General features: G+C 49.1%; 13 protein-coding genes. 6 read left to right on the top strand and 7 right to left on the bottom strand.

Going from position 1 to position 13,867, the window contains the following annotated elements; all coding sequences use genetic code 11:
- The first annotated feature begins 40 nt into the window (after positions 1–40).
- From ftsY to ftsX, 3 genes are read left to right on the top strand one after another with little or no spacing between them, the layout of a single operon-like run.
- Positions 41–1,597: a signal recognition particle-docking protein FtsY gene (gene ftsY / locus ACLBLI_RS16870; RefSeq protein WP_414828706.1), complete on the top strand. Its 1,557-nt coding sequence runs from the start codon at positions 41–43 to the stop codon at positions 1,595–1,597.
- A 38-nt stretch (positions 1,598–1,635) separates the two neighbouring features.
- Positions 1,636–2,322 (top strand): cell division ATP-binding protein FtsE, encoded by a 687-nt coding sequence (gene ftsE, locus ACLBLI_RS16865; protein ID WP_414828705.1) that lies wholly within the window; start codon positions 1,636–1,638, stop codon positions 2,320–2,322.
- Positions 2,319–3,299 carry a permease-like cell division protein FtsX gene (gene ftsX / locus ACLBLI_RS16860; protein WP_414828704.1) on the top strand — a complete coding sequence of 327 codons (981 nt, stop codon included), beginning with the start codon at positions 2,319–2,321 and terminating at the stop codon, positions 3,297–3,299. The genes ftsE and ftsX overlap by 4 nt, the downstream gene beginning before the upstream one ends.
- Before the next feature lie 312 nt (positions 3,300–3,611).
- Here ftsX and ACLBLI_RS16855 read toward each other — a convergent pair whose 3' ends face one another.
- Together ACLBLI_RS16855 and ACLBLI_RS16850 are read right to left on the bottom strand one after the other, a co-directional pair.
- Entirely contained in the window at positions 3,612–4,853 is a 1,242-nt protein-coding gene (locus ACLBLI_RS16855; protein WP_414828703.1) for an EAL and HDOD domain-containing protein, read from the bottom strand.
- 333 nt (positions 4,854–5,186) lie between these two features.
- On the bottom strand, positions 5,187–6,410 hold the full coding sequence (locus ACLBLI_RS16850; RefSeq protein ID WP_414828702.1) for an EAL and HDOD domain-containing protein: 1,224 nt from the start codon (positions 6,408–6,410) through the stop codon (positions 5,187–5,189).
- A gap of 402 nt (positions 6,411–6,812) precedes the next feature.
- Here ACLBLI_RS16850 and rpoH point away from each other — a divergent pair, with 402 nt between their 5' ends.
- Positions 6,813–7,667, top strand: a complete 855-nt coding sequence (gene rpoH / locus ACLBLI_RS16845) for an RNA polymerase sigma factor RpoH (RefSeq protein ID WP_414828701.1) — start codon at positions 6,813–6,815, stop codon at positions 7,665–7,667.
- A 205-nt stretch (positions 7,668–7,872) separates the two neighbouring features.
- On the opposite strand, the gene purT is transcribed toward rpoH, so the two are convergent.
- The 4 genes from purT to pip form a co-directional block, all read right to left on the bottom strand.
- Entirely contained in the window at positions 7,873–9,063 is a 1,191-nt protein-coding gene (gene purT / locus ACLBLI_RS16840; protein ID WP_414828700.1) for a formate-dependent phosphoribosylglycinamide formyltransferase, read from the bottom strand.
- Positions 9,060–9,977 (bottom strand): YiiD C-terminal domain-containing protein, encoded by a 918-nt coding sequence (locus tag ACLBLI_RS16835; protein WP_414828699.1) that lies wholly within the window; start codon positions 9,975–9,977, stop codon positions 9,060–9,062. Before ACLBLI_RS16835 ends, purT begins: the two co-directional genes overlap by 4 nt.
- A gap of 178 nt (positions 9,978–10,155) precedes the next feature.
- Positions 10,156–10,593, bottom strand: a complete 438-nt coding sequence (gene dtd / locus ACLBLI_RS16830) for a D-aminoacyl-tRNA deacylase (RefSeq protein WP_414828698.1) — start codon at positions 10,591–10,593, stop codon at positions 10,156–10,158.
- Complete coding sequence (gene pip, locus ACLBLI_RS16825; protein WP_414828697.1) at positions 10,590–11,567, bottom strand: prolyl aminopeptidase; 978 nt, start codon at positions 11,565–11,567, stop codon at positions 10,590–10,592. The genes dtd and pip overlap by 4 nt, the downstream gene beginning before the upstream one ends.
- 86 nt (positions 11,568–11,653) lie before the next feature.
- On the opposite strand from pip, the gene ACLBLI_RS16820 reads away from it, so the two are divergent.
- Positions 11,654–11,896, top strand: a complete 243-nt coding sequence (locus ACLBLI_RS16820) for a hypothetical protein (protein ID WP_414828696.1) — start codon at positions 11,654–11,656, stop codon at positions 11,894–11,896.
- Positions 11,893–12,543: a DUF2959 domain-containing protein gene (locus ACLBLI_RS16815; protein ID WP_414828695.1), complete on the top strand. Its 651-nt coding sequence runs from the start codon at positions 11,893–11,895 to the stop codon at positions 12,541–12,543. Before ACLBLI_RS16820 ends, ACLBLI_RS16815 begins: the two co-directional genes overlap by 4 nt.
- Before the next feature lie 353 nt (positions 12,544–12,896).
- On the opposite strand, the gene ACLBLI_RS16810 is transcribed toward ACLBLI_RS16815, so the two are convergent.
- Positions 12,897–13,766, bottom strand: a complete 870-nt coding sequence (locus ACLBLI_RS16810; RefSeq protein WP_414830989.1) for a virulence factor BrkB family protein — start codon at positions 13,764–13,766, stop codon at positions 12,897–12,899.
- Positions 13,767–13,867: the final 101 nt, after the last annotated feature.

Raw genomic sequence — 13,867 nt, 5'->3', positions numbered from 1 at the left:
AGCCGAATTTGCTCCGATTTTATAAGGATTTGACCGCACAATGTCGAAACTTTTTGGCTGGTTCAGCAAGAACAAGCAATCAGATAAGTCCAAACAAGACAAAGAATCACCCTCAGACGTCACTTCAAATAAGGAATCTATTCCTTCGGATCTGCAGCAGGCACCCGATGTTGATACCAGTGATGACACTACGGCAGCCAGCGAGCGCTCGGAACAGCCAGCGGAAGACAAAAAGGCCGTTACAAACACCCCGTCAGCGGACAATATCGCGTCTTCCGGCATTACTGAAGATGGCGTAAAGCGCGAGTCATCAACAGCGTCGACGAACGAATTGCAACATGAGGTGGTCGACGACAGGGAAACGGTGTCGATTAATACCGATGAGGATAAACCTGTTCCGTCTGTTTCACCGGTAGCCAGCGAGCCCAAAGAACCAGATACTTCATCATCAGTTACCCAGAACGATGCACAGCCCGCTGTCAGCGAAACTGAACAGCCGCAACCTCTTGATGACGTGGTAGCTCAACAGAACACTGCAGAGCCAGAGCCAGAGCCAGAGCCAGAGCCAGAGCCAGAGCCAGAGCCAGAGCCAGAGCCAGAGCCAGAACCAATACAAGAGCAAGTACCTGAGCCAGCACCACAGCCAGAGAAAAAATCGTTCTTCGGTCGTCTGCGCGAGAGCCTGTCACGCACCAAAGCGAATCTGGGCAGCGGCTTTGTCAGCCTGTTTAAAGGCAAAGCCATCGACGATGAGCTTTATGAAGATCTTGAGACCCAGCTGCTGGTTGCAGATGTGGGTATGGATACCACTCAGAAAATAATCACGCGGTTAACCGACAGCGCCGATCGCAGACAACTTAAAGATGCGGAAGCACTGGTAGATATTCTTAAAAACCAGATGCGCGAGATGCTCAATGACGTTGATCAGCCGCTGACAGAGGTAATGAAAACCCATGACCGTGAAGAAGGCCCGTTTGTCATTCTGATGGTGGGGGTTAATGGTGTCGGGAAAACTACTACAATCGGTAAGCTGGCCAAGCAGTTCCAGCAGGATGGCAAACGTGTCATGCTGGCTGCCGGTGATACGTTCCGGGCGGCAGCCGTTGAGCAGCTGCAGGTGTGGGGTGAGCGTAACAGCATTCCTGTTATTGCCCAGCCGACTGGCTCTGACAGTGCTTCGGTACTGTATGATGCTTTGGAAGCCGCCAAGTCGCGAAAAATGGATGTACTGATTGCCGATACCGCAGGGCGTCTGCAAAATAAAAACAACCTGATGGAAGAGCTTAAGAAAGTCGTGCGGGTGATGAAAAAGGTGAACCCCAATGCCCCGCACGAAGTCATGCTTACGCTGGATGCCGGTACAGGACAGAATGCCGTGAGTCAGGCAAAGCTGTTTAATGAAGCGGTAGGGTTAAGTGGTATCACACTCACCAAACTGGATGGCACGGCAAAAGGTGGCGTGATCTTTTCTATTGCTGATCAGTTTGGTATACCTATCCGATACATCGGTGTGGGTGAAGGCATTGATGATCTTCGCCGCTTTAACAGTGATGAGTTTATCGACGCGCTGTTCAGCGAAGCCGACAATAATAATTAAAACATCGCCGCCCCCGGCGCATACAGCAGGACCAGGATATGATTAAATTCGAGCAGGTAAGCAAAACGTATCCCGGGGGACAACGCGCGCTCAGCAAAGTGAATTTTCACATTGAGCCGGGCGAAATGGCGTTTCTGACCGGCCATTCCGGAGCCGGAAAAAGCACATTGTTAAAGCTTATCAGTATTATGGAACGTCCGACTGTCGGACGTGTGCTGATTAACGGCCATGACCTGAACAGTATCTCTCGTCGCCAGATTGCCTATATCCGTCGTGATATCGGTATGATCTTCCAGAGCCATCAGTTGTTAATGGACAAAACGGTGTTCGATAATGTGGCCCTGCCGCTCGTTATTGAAGGCTACACCCACAAGGAAACCACGAAACGCGTTCATGCCGCATTGGAAATGGTGGGGTTGCGTGACAAAGCCCGCAACCTGCCGATAATGCTCTCCGGTGGTGAACAGCAGCGTGTCGGCATAGCCCGGGCTGTCGTAAACAAGCCACCATTACTGCTTGCCGATGAGCCAACCGGTAATCTCGACCCCAAACTGTCTATGGAAATAGTACGGTTATTCGAAGACTTTAATCAGGCGGGCGTATCGGTCTTCATTGCAACCCATGACCTGGGCCTGATAGCGCGCATGAAGTACCGCACTCTGACCTTAAAAAATGGCCAGATGATCACCGATGGGCTGACAGACACCGACGGGAGCTGGTCATGAGTTTATTATTTAAAGGCCGACCGCAAGGTGCCAGCGATGCCCGCATCGGTACTGTTCAGACAATTATGGCATTTTTTATCAGTCATCTGCGTCAGGCGTTAGGAAGTCTTGGTGAACTTTGGCGACAGCCAGCTGCCTCGATTATGACGGTAGGTGTGCTTGGACTAAGTATCACGTTGCCCAGCACACTTTACATCATGGTAAAAAATACCGAAAAAATCAGTGCCGGGTGGGAGCAGGCATCAGAAATTTCACTGTTTTTAAAAGAAAGTACGTCAGAGGCAAGCGCACAACAGCTGTTAACCCGGTTAAATACCTGGCCGGAAATCGATACCGTCACCTTCATTCCTGCCGACGATGCGCTAAAAGAATTCCAGCACCTCTCTGGCCTGGGCGATGCCATCGCGTATCTGGAGTCCAATCCGCTACCTGACGTGGTGCTGGTGGCTCCCGTCGAAAAGCATGCCACGCCACAAGCCGCACAGATGCTGCTGGACAAACTGAAGCAGCAGCGCGAAGTAGATATCGGTAAGCTGGATATTGAGTGGCTGGAGCGGCTTTACGCAGTACTGGATATTATCCGTGACCTGGTAACGCTTATTGGTGGCCTGTTATTTATTGCAGTGGTGCTGATAATTGGTAATACCATCAGGCTGAATATTCTTAATAAGCGTGATGAGATTCTGGTGATGAAGCTGGTGGGAGCGACTGACGCTTTTATCCACCGACCGTTTTTGTATACCGGATTCTGGTATGGACTCTTAGGCGGTCTGATAGCGTGGGTAGCGGTGATCCTTATTCTTTGGTGGATGGACAGTAGCATCCAGGCCTTTGCCGCGCTGTATCAAAAAGATTTCGCTATCACCGGTTTAACCGGCAGTGCGCTGTTTACAATGCTGGGATTATCGGTGCTGCTGGGGCTGGTAGGCTCGTTGATTTCTGTGCAGCGCCACGTCAGAGAGATTGAGCCTAAATAAGCCTTTGTACCAGCCCATAATCATAATGATGTGTGATTGGGTACATTTCTCTTTCGCGCTCCGGCCGTGGCTTGTTACATTGTTGAGCTGACTGAATTTCGCGGGATTTAGCCCCACCACACCGACACAAAACTGGCTTGTCAAAAGTTGAAAAATTCACGTGCTGGGTGAACTCATATCCAGGTGTATTGGTGTAACCTGTCTGTGTCTTACACAAGCTGGCATGTCACTATCGTTCTTAAAAAGACGTCGAATACAAAAAAGTCCGGTATGCCGGACTTTTCTCGCTCTACTGTTTTTTCTTTGGGCGGGCTATTGCTTGAGTACCGGTCTGGGAAAATAAGATGAGATGGTATTTCTTACCCCGTTACCCCAGATGATCGCCTGATTGTACAGGCTGTGCAGGTGCTTCTGATCAATATTCAGCTCTCGGGACTGCTTAATAACGTTTAGCCATAACGCGCTCTCAAAAGCCCTTGCAAGCGAAAGATAGTGGTTAAATTCACTGGATTTACCCAGCAGCGCCGTATTGACATCATCGGTTAACGGCAGTTGTTTTAAGATATCCGGCATCGATTGGTCAAGCAGTGCATCCAACAACGAGAACAGTCCCACGAGAAAACCAACCGGTGGATCGGTATTCAGCTTTCTTTCCTGCGATAGCAGGTCAAAAAACTTCGCGCGCACCAGCGACATATGAATCAGTTCAAGTGGCTTATCATCACCAAGGTTAGCCAGTGATAACAACGCAATGAACTTTTTGATTTCGACCTCGCCCATGTACGCCAAAGCGTGTTTCAGAGAGGTAATCTTGTAGCGCTTGTTGATAGTGGGATTGTTGATGAACTTCAGCAGCAGGTAACTTAAGGCCGCATCACGCTCAATGATCTGATTGATACGAGCAAGATCAAAATTGCTGTTAGCGCTCTCTCCCATTAAATCGACCAGGTTCATCTTCGATGCCGGCAACTGGCGCTGAATGCGCGCTTCCGGTGTCGCAAAGAAATAGCCCTGGAAGAAATCGAAGCCTAAATCACGGCAATTATTAAAGTCTGTGTGACTGTCGACTTGTTCGGCCACCAGTTTGATGTTCGAGTCCAGAAAGCGGGGAATGTTCTTTTCTATGACTTCGTAGCGGGCTTTTGAGACATCTACTTTGACAATATCAATCAGCGGGAAGATTTCGTGCTTGCCGCTCATCATCATCGGGTCGTCGATGGCCAGCTTAAAGCCGAGTTGTTTAATATGCTGGCAAGCCTCTAATAATCCGCTTTGCAGAAACGGATTTTCATCCAGTTCAACGACAACGGTTTCCGGATTAAACGTAGTTGGAAAGCGTGAAATGATAGTGTCGCTGCTAAAATTGATGAAAGACTTTTTCTCACCACAGATATCATCGAGACCGAGGGTGTGGAAGCGGTTAGCGATATACTTTGCTTTATCGCTATCCAAATCAGGAAACGAGCCTCCTTTACCATCCCGGAACAGCAGCTCGTAAGCAAAGACATCCTTATCTCGATCCAGGATTGGTTGACGAGCAATAAACGCAAACATATAGACAGGTTATCCCTTTAACGTCGTTATTATTTTATTTATCGGACTGTATAATGGATTTTTTTACCACATCAGGCCGATTTATTCGTATCTAGGAAGATGCGAATACGAATGCACTTACATAATCAGGCTTAAAAAAACCAAACAACAATGCATGAAACAGGTCAGAGCCAGTTTTCCTATTATCAGAATATCCGTGGCCAAAGACGGTTTCGCGCTATGCTTCACTTTACCTTATGGTCAAATTGTAGTCCACAAGTAGCGAGGCTGTAAGGTTATTCGTACGACGATTGCAAAACCTGGTCTGTCCACCTGACCGCTCGCCAACGCAGGCTAAGGCTTTTTCACACTTGAATGTATGGCTTTCGCCCACTTAATGCCTTCATTATAAAAATGATGGATCATCGGTTGTTTTAAATTGTATTTTGCTGCAAATCGCTTGATGCCGGCCCAGTTGGCATGTTCCAGATGCTGCACCGCAGTCAAGCAATCGAAAAGCAGGTTTTGCCGACCGCAAAGTGCATCTCTAACGTTATCCGAGACCGGCACTTTGTCCATCAGCTCTTCCATGTCCTGCTCCATCATCGCATCCATCATCGACAGTAAACCTGTAAGAAAGCCAGTGGGCGGGTTTTCCTGTTCTTTTAAGGCGATGGAGACAAGTTCACAAAATTTAGCCCGCACCAGAGACATTTGCAGCAGCTCGCTGGGCTGGCCCTCATTGAGGTTGGCAAGTGCCAACAGCGCGATGAATTTCTTCACTTCGATTTCGCCCATGTAATTCAGGGCATGCTTCAGGGAGCTGATTTTATTGCGTTTGTTTGTCAGCGGATTGTTGATAAACCGCAGCAGCAAATAGGTCAGTGCTGGGTCACGCTCGATGATGCTGCTTATTTTGTCGAAATCGAGTTCGCGCGAAGAACTGGCAGAGATAAGTTCAAGCATCGTTAATTTCGATGCACCTAGCTTTCGATGCCGGACAATCTCTGGTCGGGCAAGAAAATAGCCCTGGAAAAAATCAAATCCCATTTCTTTAAATGTTTCGAATTGCTCGTAGGTTTCGATTTTTTCTGCAACCAGCTTAACCCGATGTTCTTTTAATATCGGTACGAGCTCGCGAATTTTCTCGATATCCATGGTAGTAATATCGAACTTAATCACACTGGTAAAAGGGATGAACGGTTCCCAGCGACCGGTATTGTCGTAATCATCCAGAGCGATAGGGTAGCCAAGCCCGCGAATGTGTCTACAGGCTGCCACCAGCTGTTCGTCCACATCTACTGTCTCCACTACCTCAATGACCACGGCCGAGGGATCCAGCGAGGTTGGGAACCGATACATCAGGGTATCGCGATGGAAATTGATAAATGCCAGTTTGCCATTGGTAATTTCTTCGATTCCCAGGCTCAGGTGTGTCGAAGTGAGAATTTTAGATGTCGCTTCGTCAGGGGGAATGTCCGGGAAGCAGTTGTCCTCGCCATCGCGAAACAAAATCTCATAGGCATAGACTTCGCGTTTATCGTCAAATATCGGCTGGCGGGCAACATAAGCGAACATTTACAACCTCTGCGCATAGCGTTTTTTTAAGTAAATCTGCACTGCTACGTTATCAGTAGAACCTGGCGTTAGCTATGACACTCACATACCACGCCAGTCTCTGGTGGCGCGATTGCCGCGCCCTCTTCATGCAGATGTTTGGGCCTGTATCTATGAACGGACAAATGCTTCTCTGGTTACGATGAGCGGCATTTGTCGGCATTTTATTAACAGTTTAAACCCGCTACTATATTGACACGTACAAGGTTTTAATGAAAATGAACTTTCGTTGCATATTGCGGTCTTGATAATGTGGAATTCGTTCCCATATAGACGTCTTGCAGATCGTGTCTGTAATACGAAAAGGACTCGCAAGGATCTGGTGGTTTTGTTACCATGAGGTGCTTAATGAATGAGGTGAATATGAGCAACAACATGCAATCTATGGCCCTGTCGGTGCTGCACAGCGGTAGCATTGAAGGCTACATTCAGGCTGTGAGCAGCATTGATATGCTGACCGCTGAACAAGAGCGTGAACTGGCTTTACGATTACGTGAAGATGAGGACCTGACAGCTGCACGTAAGCTGGTAATGTCTCATCTGCGCTTCGTTGTGCATATTGCTAAATCTTATTCGGGCTATGGATTACCGCAAGCTGACTTGATTCAGGAAGGTAATATTGGCCTGATGAAAGCGGTGAAACGCTTTGACCCGACAGTAGGTGTACGCCTTGTGTCGTTTGCTGTTCACTGGATTAAAGCAGAAATACACGAATTTGTGCTGAAAAACTGGCGTATTGTAAAAGTCGCGACCACAAAAGCGCAGCGTAAATTGTTCTTTAATTTGCGTAAAGCGAAGAAACGTCTTGGTTGGTTCACTCACGAAGAAGTGCAGACCGTCGCCAACGAACTGGGGGTCAGCACCAAAGAAGTGTTGCAGATGGAAGCGCGAATGAGTAGTCAGGATCAGGCATTTGATCTGAGCGCTGATGACGACGAGAACGGTAACTTTGCGCCTGTACAGTTCCTTGAAGACAAATCTACCGACGTCGAGATGGACGTGATTAACACGGACTGGGACACTAATGCTTCTAAGCGTTTGTATTCTGCCATCAAGACGCTTGACGAGCGCAGCCAGCATATCATCGAAACTCGCTGGCTTGCTGACGACAAGATTACGTTGCAGGACCTTGCTGACAAGTACGAAGTGTCTGCGGAACGTGTACGTCAGATTGAAAAGAATGCGATGAAGAAGCTACAGGCAGCAATGACTGCTTGAGCGGTAAACTGATTTGAAAAAGGCGCCTTCAGGCGCCTTTTTTGTGCTCGTTTCACACGATATCAGCACGGCAGAGAAAGTGACTGTAATACCTGAATTGTACATAATGCACTGCACTGGCTAGAGTGTTCAAACGCCACCAACAGAGGAAAGCGGGCACGCCCTGACGGTGTGATTATTGCGACCTCACTCCTCAGCACGAGGCTCACGCGTCGTTAAACGTGGGCTTTACTGCGGCGGCTGCCGCTTTCGCTTTTTCAACGGCCTTTTCCAGAGAGATCCCTTTTGCCAGAGCGACCCCCATTCTACGTTTTCCGGCGACTTCTGGCTTACCAAATAATCGCAGTTCGGTTTGTGGCTGTGATAATGCGACGTCCAGTCCACTGTAGGTGATATTGCTGCTATGTCCTTCTACCAGGATTACCGAGGAGGCGCTTGGGCTGTCGCAGGTGATAGTCGGAATAGGAAGCCCGAGAATGGCCCGTGCGTGCAGTGCAAATTCAGACAGGTTCTGCGAAATAAGGGTTACCATTCCGGTATCATGTGGACGTGGAGACACCTCACTGAAAATCACCTCATTGCCTTTAATAAACAACTCAACGCCAAACAGGCCATAACCGCCCAGGGCCTCGGTGATGGTTGCGGCAATACGTTGTGCATTGTCTAGTGCAGGCTGCGACATTGGCTGGGGCTGCCACGATTGTTGGTAATCACCCTCTTTCTGTAGGTGGCCAATAGGAGCACAAAACACCGTTCCATCACGGGTGCGTGTGGTTAAAAGCGTGATTTCATAATCGAAATCTACCATGCCTTCTACAATGACTTTACCGCTGCCGGCACGCCCACCCTGCTGCGCGTAATCCCAGGCAGACGCTATCTCGTCGGGGCCATCGAGCTTACTCTGGCCTTTGCCAGACGAACTCATAATCGGTTTAACGAAACAGGGAAAACCAATGCTGGTAACGGCCTGCCGGAAGCTTTCAAGACTTTCTGCAAAGGCGTATCTGGAAGTGGGCAAACCGAGGGTTTCTGCAGCCAGTGTGCGGATCCCCTCACGATTCATTGTCAGTTGGGTCGCGCGGGCGCTGGGAACGACATGAAACCCCATCTCTTCAACTTCTACCAGCACGTCAGTGGCGATAGCTTCTACCTCTGGTACGATATAATCAGGTTTCTCTTCCAGAATTGCCGTCTTTAACGCCGCGCTATCCAGCATGGAAAAGACCCGATAACGGTCAGCTACCTGCATAGCGGGTGCATTCTTGTAACTATCACAGGCAATGACCTCACAGCCAAGTCGCTGACACTCAATAGCCACCTCTTTGCCGAGTTCACCACTTCCCAGCAACATGATCCTGGTAGCTGAAGAGGTAAAAGGCGTACCGATACTAGTCATGATGTTTCCTTCTCTCTGGCTGGCGGTAATACCCAGTAAACCCCTTTAAATTCGGCAACGGGCGTGTCGTCATCGAGAATGTCGACCTGCAGGATAAAACGCGACTTTTTGCGCTTTTCCAGTAATGCAAATTTCCCCGACAGGGTTTCGATATTGCACAATGCCCGCGGTTTCATTGTGATAGGCTTGTGGTAATGAATGTCGCCGTCACCCAATACGATATCGCCGTCTAGCTGTCGTTCTTTTAACTGCAGGTAAATCATTCCCCACCCAGTGAGGGTAGCCAGAGAAAAAATGCTGCCAGCAAACATGGTGCCGTGAATATTGATATTTTTGTTTAGCGACGCCCGGGTCTCAAGGGTTCGTCCGGTGAACTGGTGGAGTTTGATTCCCATGTGCTCGGTGATGGGGATAGTGTCTGACCAGGTTTGTTGAAGTTCAGTACACCATTTTGGATGCAGAACCAGCGTGTCGATGGCGGTAAGCTTTTTCACCATTTGCTGGCGCTTTAGCAGTCCAAGCTCGTTGGGCGCCTCCCGCTCAATAATAAAGCCACAGCCGGAGAAAAACGGAATGGAGATTTCACGGCTATTCGTGACCGCACGAATCGCCCCCTGTTCACGCGCTACGTTTTCCAACGCACCCAGTATCATCTGGCCAAGGCCTTTTCGCTGGTGATCACTGTGCACTGCAATATGGCGGATTTGGGCTTCTTCGGCAGTATTCATGTGAACGCGGCCACAGGCGACGATAGTGCTTTTTCCGTCGACAATCATCCGGTGCTCAGCAACTTGCTCATACTCATCTTTTTCTGAGCCCGGAGGGAAGTTCCATGGCTGGCGTAAATATTGCCAGCGAAAATGATAGTAGGCCTCTAGCTCTTCTTCTGTTTGAGGAGTAACCACTTTGAACACGATATCAGCGCTCTGCGTTAATGAGTCAGCCCCCATTTAAACGCAAGCAGCCACCGCTCACAAGGGAAATTCTGATATTGTCAGGAGCGCTGGTCGCAGCTGACTGCGTGCAGAGCTGATGTAATTATCTGCAAGCGAATGGCAGCGGTACACGGGCGGGTCGCTACGCGATGCACTGTCAGAACTGAAACTCAAAGGTGACTGGTCCGTCATTTACCAGCGAAACTTGCATATCGGCACCGAACTGACCGGTTTTCACTGGCACGCCCTTACCTTCTATTGCTGCGATAACGTCCCGGTAAATTTTTTCTCCATGTTCAGGCGATGCGCCACGTGAAAAGCCAGGACGATTCCCCTTCTTCGTATCTGCTACCAGGGTAAACTGAGAGACAACCAGTACACTGCCGCCGATCTGCTGAATATTCAGATTCATTTTGCCATTGTCGTCTGCAAAGATCCGGTACTGGCAGATCTTCTGAGCCAGTTTCTCGACTTGCTCTGCAGTGTCATCTTTTTCTACACCAAGCAGCAGCAGGATCCCTTTATCAATGGCACTTATCTCACTGTTATCGACATCCACACTGGCTCTCGATACCCGTTGTATTATTCCAATCATTTATTCCGCTCTCTGATAAATCTGGACATATCCCGCGTGGCACGGCAAAGCGCGTAGGCGATGCCGGGTTCTGAAGTACTGTGACCCGCGTCCGGTACCACCACCAGGTCACTGTTCTCCCAGGCCTTGTGCAGGCTAAATGCAGCACTTGATTTGCAAATCATGTCATACCGACCATGTACGATTGTCGCAGGAATATGAGCAATTTTCTTTATGTTATCAAGAATATAGTTTTCGGGGATAAAACAGTGATGGGAAAGGAAATGGCATTCTAATTTGGCGAGGCTGGTCATTAGCGCAATAGGGTAGTGCGACGTAAAATCACCGGTGCCAGGAGGTAGTGATAATCGCGACAACCGCTCCTCCCACACATACCAGCGCTTCAATGCGGAAAGCCTGGTAACTTCACTTTTTGCACTGAACTCAGCGCGAAAGTGCTCACAGATTGATTCTGTAGTGAGAGGCTCGGGTATGCGGTCAATAAACTGCGCATAAAATTCCGGAAACAGCTGTGCGGCTCCTCCTGAAGGAGACAAAAACCAGTCTCTGTCTTGTTGCCTTCCAAGGAATACACCACGCAAAATAACGCCGCTGGCCGCTTCAGGATTATCCAGCGCGCTTAACAATGCCAGCGTGGCGCCCCACGAACCGCCAAACACCACCCACCTGTCAATACCCAGAAAGCGGCGCAGCCGCTGGATATCTCCAAGACTATGCTGCGTCGTGTTATTTTGCAGCGAGCCAAACGGCTTAGAGCGACCGCAGCCGCGCTGTTCAAAACCAATGATGCGGTATCGGTTGGCATCAAAGAAACGCTTATAGTTCGGTGACAGGCCCGCGCCGGGGCCACCATGCAGATAAAGTACGGGGATCCCATCGGGGTTGCCACTGACTTCGTAGTACAGCGAGTGGCCATCGTCCGTGTCTAAAAACCCGCTATCTGAACAGCCAATATCAGGATAAAGTCGTTTCATTTTATTTCAGTGCGTTGTATGACTGAGTTTTTTGGTTTAGTTTACATAATGAATCATATTCTGAGAGTAATTGCGAGGAAGTTAATATGGCAGGTCAGGGATCCGGTGGTAATGTTATTGCAGCGGTATGTAACTTTTTTATCCCGGGGCTGGGTCACCTCGTCCAGGGACGCATACTCGGTGCCTTATTTTTCTTCATTGTGGTGGGTGTGTGCTACGCGTTGGCGGCTACGGTTTTCCTTGCGATCCTTTTCTGGCCACTTGGCGTAATTTTCCACATCTGGTCCATCATTAGTGCCGCACGTTATCGCGGCAGGGAAACGTTATGAGATTACACAGTTTAAAGGTTGCGCTGGTTTCAGCAGCCTTTTTGACTCTTTCAGGCTGCCAGTCGGCCTATTATGCGGCGTGGGAGAAAGTTGGCGTTGAGAAACGTGACATCCTTGTTGACCGCGTAGAGAATGCGAAAGAGTCACAGGAAGACGCGCAAGAGCAGTTTAGTTCTGCACTTGAAGAGTTCAGCGCACTTATCAACTTTGATGGTGGCGAACTTGAAGATGTCTATAACGAGCTCAATAGTCAGTTTGAAGACAGCCAGGCAGCAGCGGAAGAAGTGAACACGCGAATCGATAACGTGGAAAGCGTTGCCGAGGCGCTGTTTGATGAGTGGGAAGATGAACTGGAGAAATACCAGAACGACTCACTTAAGCGCGATAGCGCCAATAAGCTTCGCGATACCCGCCGTCGTTACGAAACTATGATTAAAGCGATGCGTAAGGCTGAAAGCCGTATGGATCCTATCCTGACGGCGTTTCAGGATAATGTGCTGTATTTGAAACACAATCTGAATGCCAGCGCGATCGGCGCGCTGCAAGGCGAACTTAATGAAATCCAGGGTGATGTGCAGCAGCTTATTCAGGAAATGAACGATGCAATCGCCGAGTCCGATGCTTTCATTAATACGCTGAAAAACTAACGCTGCCGATACAATCTATCTTAATAAAAAACGTTGTGCAGGTGCCAGCTCATGGTTATTTGTGCAGCGTTTTTTGCTGTCTTGCTGCCGATATTACCGTCGCAACCCGTTAGAAGACCATCCTATGTGGTATTGCGGCACTGGCCGACAGTACACGGGGAGTCACATTAACAAGACGGACACCGTGCTGGGGCAATGTCAGATGCCGCCTCAGTTTACGAAAGTTGATTACGCTTTCATTGATAAACTGACTATTCGCCTTTACCAACAATGCTTCAGACAGCCGCCCCGGGCGTGCGCAGTGCAGTAAAATTGCGGTGCAGCAGGCCCAGAGCGTCAGACGAAGGCTGTTATCATTCTTCAGCTATTTTTCTGGGTTCGTCTTCAGCCCTGTGGCTGTCAAAGGTATCTGCTATCGAGCAGGTAAATTCTGCGCCCAGTAGAACCACTATCCAGGAAAGGTACACCCACAGAAACAGAATAGGTACTACCGCCAGAGCGCCATATATGAGCTGATAGGAGGGAAAGCTTGTGACATACAATGTAAAGACCTGCTTGGTTCCTTCAAATGCCAGCGTGGCAATAAACGCCCCCAGTAGTGCGTGTACCGCATTAACACGTCGGTTAGGAACTACCATATATAAAATGAGAAAGGCGAGCATAGCGGTGAAGCTGGGCACCATACTAAGCAAAAAGGTGCCTAACCCAGGCGTGTACTCTTCAGCAAAAGCGGCAATGCCTACAAGGTAGGAGCTGACAATCACGCTGGATCCAATCAGCATCGGCGTCAGCGTAATGACCATCCAGTAAATGGCAAACGTATAAACGATGGGGCGGTCTGACTGAGTCCGCCATATCCGGTTGAGTGTTTTATCGACGTTCGAAATCAGCAACAATGCCACCATTAGCAGAGAAAGGATCCCGATCGCGCCCATTTGTGATGCGTTACCCACAAATTCGGACATATATTGATGCACCACGTCACTGGCAGTTGGCACGAAGTTGCTGAAAATAAAATGCTCGAGCTTGCTGCGCACAGAGACAAATGCCGGAAATGCCGACATGATCGTGAATGTTACCATGATGAAAGGTACCAGCGAGAGCAGTGTGACGTACGCCAGATGACCTGCCGACATGGCAATATTGTCCTGTCGGCAACGCGCTATAAACACTTTTCCAAAATTGAAAAGCTGCGGCTGCACTTGCTTCCATCGTTCCTGCAGACGGTTTTCACTCACGTCGGACTCCTGAATACCCGAAATTTGCTGTCATCTAGATGGTATACCCCATCTACCCGGTGAGCAATGCGTTTCACGGCGAAGGG

Origin of the sequence: Alteromonas sp. H39, assembly GCF_047556435.1 — a bacterium.
Classification (GTDB): domain Bacteria; phylum Pseudomonadota; class Gammaproteobacteria; order Enterobacterales; family Alteromonadaceae; genus Alteromonas.
The sequence above is the reverse complement of the archived record's forward strand: the minus strand, read 5'-3'. Positions and strand labels throughout refer to the sequence as shown.

Coding starts and splice junctions, on each gene's coding strand:
- dtd (WP_414828698.1), bottom strand. CDS start 10,593: ATGATTGGAATAATACAACGGGTATCGAGAGCCAGTGTGGATGTCGAT.
- pip (WP_414828697.1), bottom strand. CDS start 11,567: ATGAAACGACTTTATCCTGATATTGGCTGTTCAGATAGCGGGTTTTTA.
- purT (WP_414828700.1), bottom strand. CDS start 9,063: ATGACTAGTATCGGTACGCCTTTTACCTCTTCAGCTACCAGGATCATG.
- ACLBLI_RS16820 (WP_414828696.1), top strand. CDS start 11,654: ATGGCAGGTCAGGGATCCGGTGGTAATGTTATTGCAGCGGTATGTAAC.
- ACLBLI_RS16850 (WP_414828702.1), bottom strand. CDS start 6,410: ATGTTCGCTTATGTTGCCCGCCAGCCGATATTTGACGATAAACGCGAA.
- ftsX (WP_414828704.1), top strand. CDS start 2,319: ATGAGTTTATTATTTAAAGGCCGACCGCAAGGTGCCAGCGATGCCCGC.
- ftsE (WP_414828705.1), top strand. CDS start 1,636: ATGATTAAATTCGAGCAGGTAAGCAAAACGTATCCCGGGGGACAACGC.
- ACLBLI_RS16815 (WP_414828695.1), top strand. CDS start 11,893: ATGAGATTACACAGTTTAAAGGTTGCGCTGGTTTCAGCAGCCTTTTTG.
- ACLBLI_RS16855 (WP_414828703.1), bottom strand. CDS start 4,853: ATGTTTGCGTTTATTGCTCGTCAACCAATCCTGGATCGAGATAAGGAT.
- ftsY (WP_414828706.1), top strand. CDS start 41: ATGTCGAAACTTTTTGGCTGGTTCAGCAAGAACAAGCAATCAGATAAG.
- rpoH (WP_414828701.1), top strand. CDS start 6,813: ATGAGCAACAACATGCAATCTATGGCCCTGTCGGTGCTGCACAGCGGT.